General features: G+C 35.8%; 14 protein-coding genes, 1 tRNA gene and 1 other annotated feature. Of the genes, 6 read left to right on the top strand and 9 right to left on the bottom strand.

The genetic code is table 11. The features are described from left to right. Positions 1-59: 59 nt before the first annotated feature. Positions 60-1,427, top strand: a complete 1,368-nt coding sequence (locus tag G4Z05_RS03700) for an MDR family MFS transporter (RefSeq protein WP_163250526.1) — start codon at positions 60-62, stop codon at positions 1,425-1,427. Positions 1,428-1,601: 174 nt separating this feature from the next. On the opposite strand, the gene G4Z05_RS03695 is transcribed toward G4Z05_RS03700, so the two are convergent. Then, on the bottom strand, positions 1,602-2,048 hold the full coding sequence (locus G4Z05_RS03695; protein ID WP_163250525.1) for a YndM family protein: 447 nt from the start codon (positions 2,046-2,048) through the stop codon (positions 1,602-1,604). Positions 2,049-2,360: 312 nt separating this feature from the next. Then, positions 2,361-2,622, top strand: a binding site (T-box leader). 67 nt (positions 2,623-2,689) lie between these two features. Between G4Z05_RS03695 and ilvA the strand changes: the two genes are divergently transcribed. Together ilvA and G4Z05_RS03685 are read left to right on the top strand one after the other, a co-directional pair. Next, the gene (gene ilvA, locus G4Z05_RS03690; protein ID WP_163250524.1) at positions 2,690-3,955 is read left to right on the top strand and encodes a threonine ammonia-lyase IlvA; all 1,266 of its coding nucleotides are present in this window, start codon (positions 2,690-2,692) and stop codon (positions 3,953-3,955) included. 178 nt (positions 3,956-4,133) lie between these two features. Continuing rightward, positions 4,134-4,853, top strand: coding sequence for a YebC/PmpR family DNA-binding transcriptional regulator (locus tag G4Z05_RS03685; protein WP_038535112.1), 720 nt, complete (start codon positions 4,134-4,136; stop codon positions 4,851-4,853). Positions 4,854-4,914: 61 nt separating this feature from the next. Here the strand turns inward: G4Z05_RS03685 and G4Z05_RS03680 are convergent, their stop codons facing one another. Beyond that, entirely contained in the window at positions 4,915-5,826 is a 912-nt protein-coding gene (locus tag G4Z05_RS03680; protein WP_412758516.1) for a DMT family transporter, read from the bottom strand. A 186-nt stretch (positions 5,827-6,012) separates the two neighbouring features. Between G4Z05_RS03680 and G4Z05_RS03675 the strand changes: the two genes are divergently transcribed. Next, entirely contained in the window at positions 6,013-6,534 is a 522-nt protein-coding gene (locus tag G4Z05_RS03675; RefSeq protein WP_163250523.1) for a YbaK/EbsC family protein, read from the top strand. Between the two features lie 145 nt (positions 6,535-6,679). Here G4Z05_RS03675 and G4Z05_RS03670 read toward each other — a convergent pair whose 3' ends face one another. From G4Z05_RS03670 to G4Z05_RS03655, 4 genes are all read right to left on the bottom strand, one after another. Next, on the bottom strand, positions 6,680-7,129 hold the full coding sequence (locus G4Z05_RS03670; protein ID WP_163250522.1) for a GNAT family N-acetyltransferase: 450 nt from the start codon (positions 7,127-7,129) through the stop codon (positions 6,680-6,682). A 232-nt stretch (positions 7,130-7,361) separates the two neighbouring features. Continuing rightward, positions 7,362-7,435, bottom strand: a tRNA-Pro gene (locus tag G4Z05_RS03665). A 98-nt stretch (positions 7,436-7,533) separates the two neighbouring features. Beyond that, entirely contained in the window at positions 7,534-8,592 is a 1,059-nt protein-coding gene (locus G4Z05_RS03660) for an ion channel (RefSeq protein WP_163250521.1), read from the bottom strand. Between the two features lie 724 nt (positions 8,593-9,316). Then, positions 9,317-9,994, bottom strand: coding sequence for an SOS response-associated peptidase (locus G4Z05_RS03655; RefSeq protein WP_163250520.1), 678 nt, complete (start codon positions 9,992-9,994; stop codon positions 9,317-9,319). A gap of 81 nt (positions 9,995-10,075) precedes the next feature. Here G4Z05_RS03655 and G4Z05_RS03650 point away from each other — a divergent pair, with 81 nt between their 5' ends. Continuing rightward, on the top strand, positions 10,076-10,858 hold the full coding sequence (locus G4Z05_RS03650) for an arylamine N-acetyltransferase family protein (RefSeq protein ID WP_163250519.1): 783 nt from the start codon (positions 10,076-10,078) through the stop codon (positions 10,856-10,858). Positions 10,859-11,126: 268 nt separating this feature from the next. On the opposite strand, the gene treR is transcribed toward G4Z05_RS03650, so the two are convergent. The 3 genes from treR to treP form a co-directional block, all read right to left on the bottom strand. Continuing rightward, positions 11,127-11,843 carry a trehalose operon repressor gene (gene treR, locus G4Z05_RS03645; protein ID WP_163250518.1) on the bottom strand — a complete coding sequence of 239 codons (717 nt, stop codon included), beginning with the start codon at positions 11,841-11,843 and terminating at the stop codon, positions 11,127-11,129. Positions 11,844-11,856: 13 nt separating this feature from the next. Beyond that, positions 11,857-13,524: an alpha,alpha-phosphotrehalase gene (gene treC, locus G4Z05_RS03640; protein WP_163250517.1), complete on the bottom strand. Its 1,668-nt coding sequence runs from the start codon at positions 13,522-13,524 to the stop codon at positions 11,857-11,859. Positions 13,525-13,589: 65 nt separating this feature from the next. Then, on the bottom strand, positions 13,590-15,014 hold the full coding sequence (gene treP, locus G4Z05_RS03635) for a PTS system trehalose-specific EIIBC component (protein ID WP_163250516.1): 1,425 nt from the start codon (positions 15,012-15,014) through the stop codon (positions 13,590-13,592). A 748-nt stretch (positions 15,015-15,762) separates the two neighbouring features. Between treP and G4Z05_RS03630 the strand changes: the two genes are divergently transcribed. After that, complete coding sequence (locus G4Z05_RS03630) at positions 15,763-16,398, top strand: FMN-dependent NADH-azoreductase (RefSeq protein WP_163250515.1); 636 nt, start codon at positions 15,763-15,765, stop codon at positions 16,396-16,398. The last annotated feature ends 498 nt before the right edge of the window (positions 16,399-16,896 follow it).

The following is a 16,896-nucleotide window of genomic DNA, read 5'->3' as shown; positions in this document are numbered from 1 at the left end:
TGATTTAGTAAATGCATCAATTGTTAAATTTAGGAAATAGACTACTATAGGAGGTCATTATGGGGAAAAATCGATATGTGTTTTGGGGACTCGTGGTCACGACCCTCATTTCAGCTTTAGATACAAATATCATGCAAACGGCTAGTCCAACAATAGTAAAACAGCTTGGAGGCAGAGAGTTATTTGCCTGGATATTTGTCGTGTATATGTTGGCTAGTACCGTTACTGTGCCCCTTTACGGTAAACTATCAGATATGTATGGCCGAAAAAAGCTTTTGATGATTTCTGTAGCTTTGTTCACGGTGGGTTCCATTCTTTGTGGATTGGCGAATTCAATGGTTTCCTTAATAATTTATAGGGGAATTCAAGGATTGGGTGCAGGGGGAATGGTTCCTCTGTCAATGATTATCGTTGGAGATTTGTTTACAATTGAAAAACGTGGAAAAATTCAAGCCGTTTTTAGTAGTATTTGGGCAATATCCTCCATTGTTGGTCCTATTATGGGGTCTTTTTTTGTGGAAACTTTAACATGGAGATGGATTTTCTTTATTAATATTCCAATCGGGCTTTTGACTATTCTTTGTTTAATTCCCTATAAGGAACAAATTGAATTTAAGAAAACCCATATCGATTATAAAGGATTTTTCCTATTTGGCGCATCCATTACTCTGTTGTTGTTAGCAACGAATGTAAGTGAACCTCTGTGGTATGCCGTTGTTGGGGTTATCGGTTTAGTTCTCTTTGTTTTCGTAGAAAGGAAGGAAGCTCAACCGTTTTTACCTGTTACATTATTTAAAAATAAAGGGATACTGATGACTAATCTTTTCATGCTTATTTATTGCTTATCATTTTTTGGAACTTCCAACTATATTCCCTTGTTCCTTCAAGAAGGCGCCCATATGAATACTTATAAAAGTGGGTTAATTTTATTAAGTATTGCACTTGGTTGGATGTTTGGTAGTACCCCTGCAGGGAAATGGATTATTCGCTTTGGTTATAAGAAATTATTTATTATTGGTAGTGTTATTACAGCGATTTCAGGGCTTGCGTTGTATATTTTTATTAAGGCGATCACTTATACGAATTTGTTTATGATTTTGACAGTACAAGGATTTTCCTTTGGTTTATTATTTGCACTCGGTACAATTGCCTCACAGGAATTTGCAGAGCCAAATATTAAAGGGTTGTCTACCTCATTGCAAATGTTTTTAAGAAATATTGGAACCTCTATTGGGGTCATGATCATGGGGATAATCATTAATCATACTGCAAGTATTGTCATTGGTATGCAAAACGTATTTCTCTATTGTTTTATCTTAAGTATAATCACCGTAATACTTAGCTTTTTTATCCCAGTCAAAACACCTACATCAAGCCAGAACGAAGATTTGGTTAGTACGAAAAACAAGATAGAAGTAGGTGTCTAAAATAGAAAAGGGCAAGCGCGATGAAAAGAGGTGCGCTAGACTTTAAGTCAAAATAATACACCCCAAATGTTTTTGGGGTGTATATTTTGACTTATATAATTTTGATACAAAGTTGTTAGAAAAATCCATCTGGAAGCTTTTCATTTGTCTGGACTATATTTAAAGTGTTTCTTTTCACTCATCTTCATTTTCAGGGCTTCTGACATCTGGTTTAACTGGTGTTAATTCCTCTGAAGCTTCGGTTTGGAATTGTGTTCGGTTCGTACGGATTGTTTTGCGATCATCCGACTCATGAACAAGGAAACGGTGAAAAAAGTATTCGAATGCCGTTACCGCTACTGCTGAAATAAGAGATGCTGAGAAGAGGTCATCTTCTATTGTTATCGCCCGTCCCATAAACCAAACAACTAGAAAAGTCAAACCGAAGTCAGCTGCTGAGGCGATAAAATTATTGCTTCTTCTAAGCAATAATAAATCCCCTAAAAAATAACTTAGTAAACCAAGAACTGCCGAAATCAATACGACATCTCCAAAACTAAAATCATAAAACATTCCAAGAATAATACCCAATACAACTAGACATGCAACAAATTTAACCACCAGTCTTACACCATGCTGCATATAATTTACCTCCTTTTGGTAGTAAAATCCCCCAATTGTTATGAGATATACGCCTAAATAGAAAAAATTCACGAATCTTTCTAGTTGAGTAATAAAATCATCATTGCTTTGCTTATGATCAGTTCACAGTAAAATATACTCTTGGAATATCATTTTCCTCTGCATTAAAAGATATTGCCTATACAATGATTAAATTGATAGAAGTCAAATGATTTAAACATGTAAGCGCTTTAAAAGTTATCTAAATATAAAAAATAGTCGAAATATATTGACACATATTTTGTCCGGTGGTAACCTTAATAAAAAATTAATCTTGAATCGATGAAGAGAAGAGTAGGGTTTGTTCCTAGTCTATAGAGAGTCGACGGTTGGTGAGAGTCGATGACAGGACTTGCCTGAAGATCATCTCTGAGATGTGCAGCTGAACATTGTAAGTAAGCTGTGCCGGATGGTTCCCCGTTATATTGGAGCACATACTTTATTTTGTAGTATGTAATCGAGAGCCGCGGTTTTATTTTTTCTGAAAATAGCTGCGGAAGTAGGGTGGTAACGCGAGCAAAAACTCGTCCCTATCTTTGGGGCGGGTTTTTTATGTTAATACGACAATTTCATATGGAACACTTCAAGGAGGGAAAGAAACGATGAGTCAACAGGTTAATAACAAAACTTTTAATGTGGAGGATGTGATCATTGCAAGTCATACTATCAAGGATATGATTGCACCGACACCATTACAGTATAATCATTTGTTATCTGAACGCTACGGCTGTCAACTATATTTAAAACGGGAGGATTTACAGATTGTCCGCTCATTTAAAATTCGCGGTGCCTATAATAAAATTAAAAAGCTAAGTTTGGAAGAATTACAAAATGGGATTATTTGTGCAAGCGCGGGAAATCATGCCCAAGGTGTTGCCTATTCCTGCCATCAATTAAAAATTAGTGGTAAAATTTTCATGCCTAGCACGACACCAAAACAAAAGGTAAATCAGGTTAAATTTTGGGGTAAGGATAGCGTAGAAATTGTTCTAGTTGGTGATACATTTGATGATGCCTATGAAAAGGCAATCGAGTGTAGCCGGGTAGAAAATCGAACGTTCATTCATCCGTTTGATGATTATGATGTCATTGCTGGTCAAGGTACTGTAGGAGTGGAGCTGTTAAACGACTGTCCGGATAAAATTGATTATGTCTTTGCTGCAATTGGTGGTGGCGGACTGCTCGCGGGTGTCGGTACTTACTTAAGACATTTTTCACCTGAAACTCAACTAATTGGAGTCGAACCACAGGGTGCACCTGGGATGAAAGAATCAATGAGAAAAGGAGAAGTAGTAACGCTAAAAGATATTGATCCTTTTGTTGATGGAGCGGCCGTAAAAACAGTTGGTACAAAGACTTATCAAATCTGTAAAGATATTGTGGATGATATTGTTGTTGTTCCAGAAGGTAAAGTTTGCTCGACACTATTATCGTTATATAACGAAAATGCGATCGTAGTGGAACCAACAGGCGCCTTGTCCATCGCTGCATTAGATACATATGCAGAACAAATCAAAGGGAAAACAGTAGTCTGTATTGTAAGTGGAGGAAACAACGATATTGGCCGAATGCAAGAAATTAAAGAGCGATCCAAGCTGTATGAAGGTCTACAACATTACTTTATTGTTCAATTCCCACAACGCCCTGGGGCATTACGTGAATTTTTAATGGATGTACTTGGACCAAATGATGACATCAGTCATTTTGAATATACGAAAAAGAATAATCGGGAGACCGGACCTGCCTTAGTTGGAATTGAATTAAAGGATAAAGAGGACTATTATCCATTGATGGAAAGAATCAAGGCAAAAGGATTTTTATACCGTGAAGTGAACAAAGATAGTACTCTATTTCAAATGTTAGTATAATAATTATTGGCCGAACCGAAATGGTTTCGGTCAATTTTTCGTTCTAGTTTGGTAAATCTCTTAACAAATAGAGCAATTTAGGTATAATATTATTTGTGTATTTAAAATTAGCCCTATATTTGTTTTTATAAAACAACAAATGCGGGACAGATTTAATTTTGAGAAAGAGAGTGTTCTTATGGGTCGTAAATGGAACAATATTAAGGATAAAAAAGCAGCAAAAGATGCTAATACAAGCCGAATATATGCGAAATTTGGCCGCGAAATTTACGTGGCTGCGCGTCGAGGCGAACCTGATCCGGAGTCAAATCAAGCGCTAAAGTTTGTTCTTGAACGGGCGAAAACTTACAATGTTCCGAAACATATTATTGACCGTGCCATTGAAAAAGCTAAAGGTGGTTCTGATGAAAATTATGATGAACTACGTTATGAAGGCTTTGGTCCAAATGGTTCTATGATCATAGTTGATGCATTATCCAACAATGTAAATCGTACCGCTTCCGAAGTGCGTGCTGCCTTTGGGAAAAATGGCGGTAACATGGGTGTTAGCGGTTCTGTTTCCTATATGTTTGATTCAACTGCAGTTATTGGTGTGGAAGGTAAATCAGAAGAAGAAGTGTTAGAGATTTTAATGGAAGCAGATATCGATGTTCGTGATGTGGTTGAAGAAGATAATCAAGTCATTGTATACGCAGAGCCTGACCAATTCCATGCTGTACAAGAAGCTTTTAAAAACGTTGGTATTACAGAATTTACAGTAGCTGAACTGACAATGCTTGCTCAAAACGAGGTAACTCTTCCTGAAGATGTTGTTCCGAAGTTTGAAAAATTAATTGATGCTCTAGAAGATCTTGAGGATGTTCAGCAAGTTTATCATAACGTAAATTTAGGTGAATAACATATAAAAAGACCTTCACAGTAATGTGAAGGTCTTTTTTGGGCATTATAAGACTTCATGATTACTTTTTCATTGCTGATAAGATAAAGATGGTTGCTATGATTGCTAACGATCCAATCCATTCCATGAGTCCAATTGGAACCCCAAGCCAAGCTACTGCTAAAAATGCCGCAGACATTGGCTCTACGCAGGCTAGAAGGCTCGCTTCCGATGCACTAATATATTTCAGGCTTTCCATATAGCAGAAAAAGGCGATTAATGTTCCAAAAATGACGACAAATACAACGGATACAAATGAGGTAAAGGACCAGTCCCCTTGGAATTGCCATGGGGGGCTGAAGAAACTAAAAGCTATACCACCGATCATCATCCCCCAGCCAACAGTAATAAGGGAGCCCCATTTCGAAAGCAGGTTTGCTGGATAAAGGGTATAAAAAGCAAGGGCAAATGCTGAAAGCACTCCCCACACAAATGCTGGGACAGAAATGGATAAAGCATGGATATTGCCTTTAGTCACAAGAAGAAAAGTTCCACCCAAGGCAAAAAATATAGCTGTCAATTCATGTTTGGCTGGCCATGTCTTACCTCGAAGACAAAGAAAACTAGCGATAATGACGGGTGCCAAGTATTGCAAGACAGTTGCTGTTGCAGCATTTCCGTGTTCAATCGCTGCAAAGTAGGTGTATTGTACACCCCACATCCCCAAGATTCCGAATGTAATTAACTGAAATAAATCCTTTTTATTTTTCCATACATGCCAAATATTTTGCTTTCCCATTGTTTGAGCAAAAAATAATAAGCCTGCTCCAGAAAAAACGAGCCTGATCACGACAAGCCAGCCTGTTGTAAAACCTTTATGGTGAAACAAGTATTGTGCAACTGTTCCTGAAACTCCCCAAAAGATGGCGGCAATAATAACGAGAAAAATCCCCTTAGCACGAGGGTAGGGCATGATGGCTCCTTGTGTGTTCAAATTATCCCTCCTATGAAACTAAAACTATCTTAATATTACAGAAAATTTAACAGATTTAACAGAGATAATTTATAGCACGGATCTATCTTATCTTTTAATCTAAAGATGATAAATCGTATAGTTTGTATAATTGTGGAAATATGGTATGATACTACATAATTTCAATATGGAAAGGGTGCAATGTCAATGTCTTTGGAGAGTGTGAAGGAACATTTAAAACAGTGGGGCAGGGAGAAGGATGTAATGGAGTTTGCCACGTCAAGTGCAACAGTGGAGTTGGCAGCCAAGGCCATTGGTGTTATTCCAGCACGTATTGCCAAAACGTTATCTTTTAGAGGAAAAGAGGACAAGGCAATTTTAGTCGTCACTGCCGGTGATGCGAAAATCGATAATAAGAAATTCCGACAAACGTTTGGTTTTAAAGCACGTTTTCTCAGTCCTGAAGAAGTTCTTGAACAGACTGGACATGCTATCGGAGGTGTATGTCCATTTGGACTGAAGAATCCACTGGATGTTTACCTAGATAATTCTATGAAACGCTTTGAGACGGTATTTCCTGCTTGTGGCAGTTCAAACTCTGCCATTGAATTAACATGTGAAGAAATTTTTCAATATTCATCCGCCAAGGAATGGGTTGATGTATGTAAAGGATGGGAGGATAATGCTGAACAAGAGAATGAATCTGTGTATTTGAACGTGAATTCGTAATGTTTCATTATTTATCATAATGTTTTGAATATAAAAATAGAATTGCCCTTCATGAAGGTTGGGAAAAATCGGTCATGAGTGTATAACCAAATCAAAAACCGCCAATTGTAGAATTGGCGGCTTAGTTTTTTTCATAAAAAATAAATTAATTAAGTTTTTTTAAAAATACATAGCTAACCTTGTCGTAATTCATCTTGTCTTCATAAAATCTATGAGCGTCTTTCCGCTGAAGACCGGAAGAAAGGGAGATAATCGGGTAACCATTTTCTTTAGCCCAATTTTCAATATAGGATAAGAGTGATTCTCCATGCCCTTTTGAACGTTGGGACGAATCTGTAACGAGATCACATACCCAAATAAATTTTCCATTATAAAGGGTAATCATTGGCATGAAGCCACTGACAGCTACTATTTTTCCATTTTCATATAAGGCAACCATTCTGTAGCCTTCTTTTTGTACCGCTTCTTCTACGAGCTTGAGATAACTTTCTTCGTCCAAATGTGTCCGGAGCTGCTTCATGACAGGGAAGGCATCCATCCATTCCTGTTTTGTTGTTAATTCTTTAATAGTAATAGATTGGCTGGTCGTCAACATGATCTCTCCTTTTATCTTAAATGAAACTTTCATCAAGGCGTTTTGAAAAGAGATGGAGTTCATGAAACCTATTTTCGCATGATCCGATTTCATCGATTGTCAGTAGAATTTCGTGTTGGTGATAAAACGACAAATTCCAGTTGAAGATATGTAAATGATGAAAATACGAGATATAAAAAAATAAAAAGCCTGTCTTTAAGGAAAAGATAGGCTTTCTTTGTAAAAAAATATATCGGAAAGACAGGATTCGAACCTGCGACCCCTTGCACCCCATGCAAGTGCTCTACCAAGCTGAGCTACTTCCCGATTTTTCCTTAATTAAATTATATAAAGATTTCCAATTTTCATCAACCAAAATATTGATCAGATTCCAAATAATTATTTATTTTCCTAAAGAAGGAAGGTTAATTTACCGTATTTTTAGAATTCAATTTTTCGAACGTTTCCTTATCACAGATCACAAACAATTGGGCGTTATCCGGAATAAATTGATCCAACTTTTGGTTAATATGTAAGTCACCACGGTCCGCGACTAAAGTAGCTCCATTATTTAGTAAGTCTATAAATGCATCCCTATATGTTTTCCATTCACCACGTTTCGGTATTTCATACATCGTTTCATTATATTTTGTACTCATCAATTCAGAGTACATATTTGTAACCCCATGAGAAAATAATGACCGGACAGCTGCATGCGAAATCATTTCTTGGGATGGGATAAATTCATCCACATTCACATACTTAAAAAATGGAATATGTTTTTCATTAATGACCTCGGCAGTCACGTGAATTTCTCTATCTAATCTATTTTCAATGGTTGAGATGGCAGTGGCTATTAATAAGGTTTTCCCGTCTACAAATAATGGATCTTTCGTCGTAATATTTTCTCTAAGAGATTGATCGGCAAATATGATAACACCTTTTGCTTTTGGCAAATTTGCATTCAGTAACGTTTCTTCTGCCGTAGCATCGCCTCGGATGTAGTACAGCCGTTCTTCGGTTAATGGAGCTTTTTCTAAATCATCGATGATGACAATATCAATTTTTTTATCGGACTTAAGAATTTCTCGAATGGCTAATTTCGATTTTGTACTCCAGCCAATAAGGATGATATGATTTTCACCAGTGTACTTCATTTTTCCTCCAATCTTCATTTTATCGATTAAATAAACAGAATTTATAAATCTCCCTATAAACAAGCTTAATAATCCAATTCCTGTTATATAAAGGAAAATGGTATAAACCTTCCCTAGGTCAGTTACAGGTACATAATCACCGAAGCCTACTGTTGCAATGGCAGTAATTACCCAATAAATCGAAGTCAAATAGGATTTAAATGTTTTTGGTTCTATCAAATAAATCCCTAAAGCGGCTAATAAAATGTATAAAAGGACAAATGGTATGAATATTTTTTGCCTTACCTTCATTAAGTTATAGAGCCATTTTATAACTTTTAATCCCATCTGAATCCAGCCCCATCATAATATCCTACATCTTTATTATTCCCAAGCAGCATCAAAAAAGTATATTGTGCCATGATTATAATAAGGGAATTTAGATACGGGAAATAGATATATTCTCAATCTCTAACATGTAATAGTGGGAAATTTACGATACATTTGATCTTAATACTGTGAATTACTCACTTTTTTCTAAAAAGGTGATTTTCAGGATTTTGTTAAGTTTCGATGTTTTAACATGAATTAAAAAAATAAAAAAGAAAGCGGTATGACCGCTTTTATAAAGAAGGAAAATTTAATGGGTTAGTATAAATATATGTTCAAGCTTGGACAAGTTGTAGGTAACTTGTCCATTTTACATTTATTTTTTTAAGCAGAATAAAAAAAGTATATCGTGTTATAAATTTGGGAGGGGAATGAAGATATGGGAAATTAGAATGACCCTCAATCCCTAACATGTAATACGAGCATATTTATGATTCGTTTAACTTCCAAACATCCCTGGTAAAATACTCCCTTTATTAAAAATCTAAAATGTTGATTTTCCTATCTTTGTTAGACTTTGATGTTTTTCATCTGAATATAATGGAATGATAAAAAATGAAGTAAAAAAAGAAAGCGGTAATAACCGCTTTTATTAAGAAGGAAAATTTAATGGGTTAGTATAAATATATGTTCAAGCTTGGACAAGTTGTAGGTAACTTGTCCTTTTTTACAAAAATGGGCACTAACAAATTTTTTGAATCAGTTCAATGGAGTTATTTTTAGTTGAATTCACTAAAGATGAAACTTGATAGGCTTCCATTTGGTTTGGATCAAACGGGACAAGAAAGTCCTTTAGTAATTTCGTATCTTTTATGGTAGGATCTAACCAATCTTTTTCATCTTCTCGTTTTAAGATGACCGGCATTCGGTTATGAATATCTATCATCAATTTATTCGGTGTGGTAGTAATGATTGAACAAGTGAAGACAGATTTCCCATTAGGAGATTTCCATTGCTCCCAAATACCCGCCATTCCGAATAAAGAATTTGACTTTAATTTGATTCTCATTGGTGTTTTTGAATGGTCACTATTTCGCTTCCATTCGTAAAATCCGTCTGCAATAATTAAACATCTTTTATTTTTAAAAGCATGGCGAAAACTTGGTTTTTCAGATATTGTTTCAGCACGAGCATTTATCAGTTTATTGCCGATGGACGGATCCTTCGCCCATGGGGGAATCAGGCCCCATTTTAAGAACCCCATTCGGTTAAATTTCCCATCGTTAATAATTGCCAGGACATTCTGGGATGGTGCAATATTATAATTAGGAGCAAAATTTTCTTCATCTAGGAAAGCTTGTATATCAAAACGATCCATAATTTGTTCAATCGTCGCAGTTAAGGTAAAACGGCCGCACATCCAAGCATCACCTCATCCATAAATTACTGTCATTTTAACACAGTAAGTGAATAAGAGTAAAAGGGTTGGAGGAGTATGAAAATGAGGGAATTAAATAAACTGTTTCGGGCAAGAATAGGTTTTTCCGAAAACGAAAAAATTACTTTTGACAAATTGTCTGATGTATTAGAAAAAACGGCAAATACAATCCCATTCGAAAATATTTGTATTATAAACAAGAATATGAAAGACGTTTCTAAAGTAAATGTCGTGGATAAAATCTTAAAAAAGAAAGAAGGAGGACTTTGTTATGAATTAAATTCGATTCTATATTATTTTTTATTGGAAAATGGGTTTGAAGTGGAACTAATTAGTGCGGTTGTTTTTGAACAAACATTGCAGACTTTTAGTCCAACCGGTAGAACGCATGTTGCGATTTTATTAACTTTTAATGGTGAACAATATATCATTGATACGGGATTTGGGGGAAATTTACCTCTAACACCTGTTCCAATGAATGGTCAAGTAGTTTCATCGAGAAATGGAGATTTTCGCGTAAGAAAGATGGTTACTGACCATGGTAATTATGTAATGGAGATGAAATTAAAGCATCGCCATTCTGATTGGGTTCTAGGTTATGCCTTTGATCCATCCATACGAATCGAAAATGAACATGAATTAAATGAAATTCAAAAAATCATTGTCGAGCATCCATTTTCACCTTTTAATAAAAAGTTCCTAGTAACCAAGTTAATAGATAATGGGGTAATGGTGTTAACAGACACGTCTTTTACACAACGGATAGCTGGAAATGAATTAAAAGAAGAGGTAACTTTGGATAAATTTAAATTGTTGGCAAAGCAATATTTTGGATTAACTATATAGAAAAGCGTAAGCGCCCTGGTCAGTGGCGTATGACCTCCTCCCAAAAGCTATCGCTTTCGGTCGTGCGATGTTATGCTGCCGGAGCCTTCCTTGTGGAGCTCTCCAACTGAGATAAAGGAAACACGAAGAGTGAAAGAGATTCAATGTTGTTTGAATAGTAGGGAGAGAGCACAAAAATTTCCCTGCTGATTATTCTTTAATGTCGAAAGCAAACATATTTTTCATTAAAAAAATGACCTCCATCCAGTGGAAGGAGGTCTAAAAGATTTTACCTTTGCGGTCTACGTGCAAAGTCGACAAAGCGAAATTTGTCTGGCCGATGTCGCGATTCGGTATATTGAAAAAGGCTAGCATCGTCGAGGTATACATGGCTTTTAATCACCACGACATTATGAAACCCATCAAGATCTAATAGTTCGCGATCCTCCAGTGAAGGTTCCTGAACCACAATTTCTTTTTTGGCAAAGCTGATGGCCAAATTTAATTCATTTTCAAGATATTGATAAATAGAATCGGAACAGATTTCTTCTGTCAAAGAAGGAACATATTTATAGTTTAAATAATCTTTGTCTAAAATAATTTTTTCTCCGCCAATTTCCCTTGTCCTAACAATCTTCCAAACTTGATCCTTTCCCGAAAGCTGAAGTTGTTGACGAATAAAGCTGTCCGGTTTAATTAATTCAAGCTGGTTGACAATAGTCTTTGGCTTATTTGCCATTTTTCCTGAAAGTTCTTTAAAACTTACTAATCCGGACACAGGAAAGTCAAATTTTGAGACGTCAATGACAATCGAACCTTTCCCTCTAACCTTTTGGATATACCCATTTTGTGAGAGCAAATTTAAGGCTTTTCTAATTGTTTCCCTTGAAGTTTGATATTGTTCACTAAGTTCATTTTCAGAGGGAAGTAGTGTCTGAGGTGGAATTTTTCCACTTTTGATTTGCTCAATTAATTGGTTATATATGGTTAGATACTTGTTCGTCATACAGGATCTCCAATCACTTTTTTAAATAATACACAATGGATTCATACGGACGAAGAAGAAGTTCCTTTCTAAGCTCCGAAGAATCATTATAATTAGAGATTAACATTTCACTCTTCCATTCATCAAGATTTAAAGAAGAAGGGAGAACGGCTTTTGTTTCTTTACCATAAAAATTGTTTATGACTAACAGTTTTTCTGTTCCATACGTTCTGACATAGGCAAAAATATCATTACTGTCTTCTAATAGTAGTTCATAATTACCTTCGGTTATCACATCATACTCTTTACGTAATTGAATTAATTTTTGGTAATGATAAAAGATAGAATCTGGATCTTGCAATGCTTTCTCTGCATTAATTTCTTTATAATTATCTGCTATATCAATCCATGGAGTTCCTGTCGTAAATCCGGCATTCTTGCTGGAGTCCCACTGTACAGGTGTACGAGAATTATCCCGTGATTTTTGTTTTAAAATTTCAATAATCTCTTTTTCTTCAAGACCTTTTTGTTTCAGGATATGAAACATATTTAATGATTCAACATCACGATATTTTTCAATAGAATCAAAGTTTGGATTCGTCATACCCAATTCTTCCCCTTGATAAATATATGGGGTACCTTGCATCATATGAATGGCGGTTGCTAACATTTTCGCCGATTCAATGTGATATTTTCCATCATTCCCAAAGCGAGAAACAACACGTGGCTGGTCATGATTACACCAGAAAAGGGCATTCCAGCCACCCCCCCGATTCATTTCGATCTGCCAATCTGACAAAATCTTTTTCAATGCTAAGAAGTCAAAATCAGCCTTGGTCCATTTTTCTCCATTAGGGTAATCGACTTTAAGGTGATGGAAGCTAAATGTCATGTTAAGTTCTTCACGATCCGGGTTAGTATACTTGATACAATTATCAATGGAGGTAGAAGACATTTCACCGACCGTAATCATATCGTATTTTGAAAAAACTCTCTCGTTCATTTCATGAAGGAATTCATGAATTCTTGGTCCATCTGTATAAAATTTTCGTCCATCCGTGTCATCTTCAGGAAATTGTTGATCTTTTGAGATTAAATTAATAACATCAAGGCGGAACCCATCAACCCCTTTTTTGAGCCAAAAATGCATCATTTCATATATGGCTTCACGAACCTTTTCATTTTCCCAATTGAGGTCTGCTTGTGTAACATCGAACAAGTGTAGGTAATACTGACCCGTGTGTTCATCATATTCCCAAGCTGATCCACCAAATTTAGATTGCCAGTTCGTAGGAGGTTGTCCATTTTTTCCATCTCTCCAAATATAAAAATCACGATAAGGATTATCTTTAGACGACCTTGATTGTTTAAACCATTCATGTTCGGTAGATGTGTGGTTGACAACGATATCCATCATGATTTTTAGCCCTCGTTGATGGGCAGCCTCGAGTAGGGCATCAAAGTCTTCCATTGTTCCATAATCTTCATGAATGGAATAGTAATCACTAATATCATATCCGTTATCTCTTTGTGGTGATTTATATATTGGCGTCAGCCAAAGTACGTCTACACCCAATTTCTTTAAATAATCGAGTTTTTCAATGATACCACGGAGATCACCAGTTCCGTTTCCTGTAGTATCTTTAAAGCTTTTTGGGTAGATTTGATAAACGACAGCATTTTTCCACCATGTTGCTGACACTTTAAACACCTGCCTATTATTTTAATGTGAAAAGGAGGGAGATGTTCTCCCTCCTACATGGAGTTTTATTTTTTAAATGAAAATTTGTTCATACCGGTTTTTGCAAAAACAATTGTTAATAGGAATGGGACAACAATTGCAACAAGCATTGCAACAGCAAACATAATCATGTGCTGTGCTTGGATAGATAAAATACCTGGCAGACCACCAACACCGATGGAGTTCGCCATTACATTGGAACCAACTGATACAACTGCCGCTGTCATTGAACCAATCATTGCAGCGAGGAATGGGAATCCATATTTTAAATTAATCCCGAACATAGCTGGCTCTGTAACCCCTAAGTAACAAGAGATGGCAGCCGGTATGGATACTTGTTTTTCTTCTTCATTTTTACGGTTTAGATAAATCATTGCTACAACCGCTGAACCTTGAGCAATATTTGATAATGCGATCATTGGCCATAAATTTGTACCGCCAAATTCACTCATTAATTGTAGATCAATTGCATTTGTCATATGATGCAGACCAGTAATAACAAGTGGAGCATAAGCAAAACCAAAGATTGCTGCAAACAACCAGCCAAAAGCAGAAGTTAAGCTAGAGTAAACGATATCAGAGATCCATGATCCAACTGTCCATCCGATAGGGCCTAAAACTGTATGGGCAATTAATACAGTTGGAATTAATGCAAAAAATGGAACAACAATCATGGAAATAGAGTTTGGAACAATTTTACGTAATCTTGTTTCTAAGTAAGCTAATAAAAATCCGGCTAAAATCGCAGGAATGACTTGTGCTTGGTACCCAATCATCTCAACTTTAGCAAAGCCAAAATCCCAAACTGGGATTTCTTCTGCACCTGCTACGCCATACGCATTTAATAATTGTGGTGAAACGAGAGTAATCCCCAATACGATCCCAAGAATCGGTGAGGCTCCCATTTTTCTAGCAATGGACCAAGTGATGCCGACAGGAAGGAAGTGAAAGACTGCTTCTCCAATCAGCCATAGGAAGGAGTGAACTCCTGCCCAAAATTGGGATACTTCGATAATTGATTTTGTTCCATCTTCTAATAATTTGATATCACCAATGACATTTCGGAAACCGAGAATAAGACCGCCAACTACAAGAGCTGGAATTAATGGTGTAAAAATATCAGCAAGATGAGCAATCATTCGCTGAAGCCAGTTCATGTTTTGTTTAGCTGCGACTTTCGCTTCCTCTTTAGAAGTTTCGCTTACACCAGCAATTTTAATAAATTCTTGATAAAATGAAGCAACTTCGTTACCGATAATAACCTGGAATTGACCTGCTTGTGTAAAAGTACCTTTTACAAGTTTAATGGATTCAATTTTTTTTACGTCCGCTTTACTCGGGTCATTTAATACGAATCTCATCCTTGTAGCACAATGTGTGACCGCTGCGATATTTTCTTTACCGCCAATGTGTTGAACCAATTCTTTTGCAGGTTCAGTAAACTTTGTCATTAATTTTCCCCCCGTCAAAATGGGAATACTCCCAAGATTCTCCTCTTTTTTATAGATGTCTTGTACGTTTTACAGGCGAATGATTGCGGTTTCATGAACATTAATCGTTAACCTGTATATACAAGTTTTGATTACGTTTTCATTTTAACTTGTATATACAGGTTTGTCAATCACATTGTAATAACTTTTTAAAAATAAATAGGCATAAAGAATGATGGGGAATGGAGGGAATTGTAACAATCGAATTAGAATAATTCCGACTTTTGATTCACTTTTATACTTTACAGCTTTAAATGATGGATTGAATATTTAGAAAATGGTAAAATACATTTGTAAAAATTCTTCTGTGTTTAGACCTCCTACTTTTAAGAGAGTTTCCGTCAATACGTGAAGCTCTTCCTTTAACCTTTGACATATGCTCAAAGGTTCTTTTTTTACCTATAAAAGATTCCACCCAAGGAAATTGTTTTTGTACAAGAATTCATCAAATTCCGATCAAAGTAGAAAAAGATTGTGTGCATTTTATTGCTCTAGTATATCTCTTATGTTTGGAAGTAATCCAACATTCCTTTAAGCAAATATTTAAATTTAACTCCACTGATTGAAATTTTCCATGATGTCCAGGATTTAATTAATTAATGTAATAATAAACAGTAGTGGATGTAAATGAGGTATTTGTGATTAGATAATATTTTTCATTTTTCACAAACTAAAATGAAAAATGAAATGAAAGAAAGGTTGATGAAAATTGACAAAAGTATTATATATAACTGCACATCCACATGATGAAACGAAGTCATATAGTATGGCTGTAGGAAAAGCGTTTATTGATACTTATAAAGAAGTTCATCCTTCTCATGAAATTACCCATATAGATCTCTATAAGGAATATATCCCTCAGATCGATACGGATGTATTTAATGGATGGGGAAAGCTAAGAGAAGGGAAGGCGTTTGAGGAGCTATCCACTGATGAGAAAGCCAAAGTAGGGAGACTGTCTGAAATTTGTGATCAATTTGTTAATGCGGATAAATATATCTTTGTCACACCATTATGGAATTTTTCATTTCCACCGGTTATGAAAGCTTATATTGATGCAGTAGCTGTTGCTGGTAAAACCTTTAAATATACAGAAAATGGGCCGATTGGTCTTTTGACAGATAAAAAAGCTCTTCATATTCAAGCTAGGGGAGGATTTTACTCAGAAGGCCCTGCAGCGCAAATGGAAATGGGCCATCGCTATTTAGATATCATTATGAAATTCTTCGGAGTTCCTTCTTTTGAAGGTTTATTTGTGGAAGGTCATAATGCGAAGCCGGACCAAGCAGAGGAAATAAAAGCCAATGCGATTGCAAAAGCAAAAGACTTAGCTCATACTTTTTAAAAGTATGAGCTAATATAACAAAGTTTGGATATATATAAAAAGCAAATCAAAAATTTTTTTTATTATTAATTTCAATAATATGGTATTATTGGAATTAATATATATTCTTCCTTTGTAGAGGTGAACGGGAAATGATTGAAGCATTGGGGAGTTTTTTCAGCGCTATTGCCACGGCTTTATTCGGAAAGACTAGGAAATATCCCAATAATTAAACTAAAGATTATTGAAGTAGTTGATTTTTGCAAAAAAGTATCGCATTTCAAAAGAAAAAAGACCATTCAATGGTCTTTTCAGATTGTAGACAAAAGGCATTCCGAATAAGCTTAATTCGAAATGCCTTTTCAAATTTTAAGCAATTTGTGGTCTATATAAACTTTAATTTGACCCCTACGGGGTCAATTATTATACCATTTTTGGACTAGTCCAAGTCCAGTTTGCCAGTTTCTTTAAATTCATTGCAGCAAAAGTAAGCATCGCCTGCATGGACAATTTTTTAAG

Source organism: Neobacillus thermocopriae, assembly GCF_010975035.1.
In the GTDB taxonomy this organism is placed as follows: Bacteria; Bacillota; Bacilli; order Bacillales; family Cytobacillaceae; genus Neobacillus; species Neobacillus thermocopriae.
This window is presented reverse-complemented; position numbering and strand designations above follow the sequence as displayed.

Bases quoted from the DNA above. Each gene is read 5' to 3' on its own strand.
- G4Z05_RS03700 (WP_163250526.1), top strand. From the start codon at position 60: ATGGGGAAAAATCGATATGTGTTTTGGGGACTCGTGGTCACGACCCTC.
- G4Z05_RS03695 (WP_163250525.1), bottom strand. From the start codon at position 2,048: ATGCAGCATGGTGTAAGACTGGTGGTTAAATTTGTTGCATGTCTAGTT.
- ilvA (WP_163250524.1), top strand. From the start codon at position 2,690: ATGAGTCAACAGGTTAATAACAAAACTTTTAATGTGGAGGATGTGATC.
- G4Z05_RS03685 (WP_038535112.1), top strand. From the start codon at position 4,134: ATGGGTCGTAAATGGAACAATATTAAGGATAAAAAAGCAGCAAAAGAT.
- G4Z05_RS03675 (WP_163250523.1), top strand. From the start codon at position 6,013: ATGTCTTTGGAGAGTGTGAAGGAACATTTAAAACAGTGGGGCAGGGAG.
- G4Z05_RS03670 (WP_163250522.1), bottom strand. From the start codon at position 7,129: ATGTTGACGACCAGCCAATCTATTACTATTAAAGAATTAACAACAAAA.
- G4Z05_RS03660 (WP_163250521.1), bottom strand. From the start codon at position 8,592: ATGGGATTAAAAGTTATAAAATGGCTCTATAACTTAATGAAGGTAAGG.
- G4Z05_RS03655 (WP_163250520.1), bottom strand. From the start codon at position 9,994: ATGTGCGGCCGTTTTACCTTAACTGCGACGATTGAACAAATTATGGAT.
- G4Z05_RS03650 (WP_163250519.1), top strand. From the start codon at position 10,076: ATGAGGGAATTAAATAAACTGTTTCGGGCAAGAATAGGTTTTTCCGAA.
- treR (WP_163250518.1), bottom strand. From the start codon at position 11,843: ATGACGAACAAGTATCTAACCATATATAACCAATTAATTGAGCAAATC.
- treP (WP_163250516.1), bottom strand. From the start codon at position 15,014: ATGACAAAGTTTACTGAACCTGCAAAAGAATTGGTTCAACACATTGGC.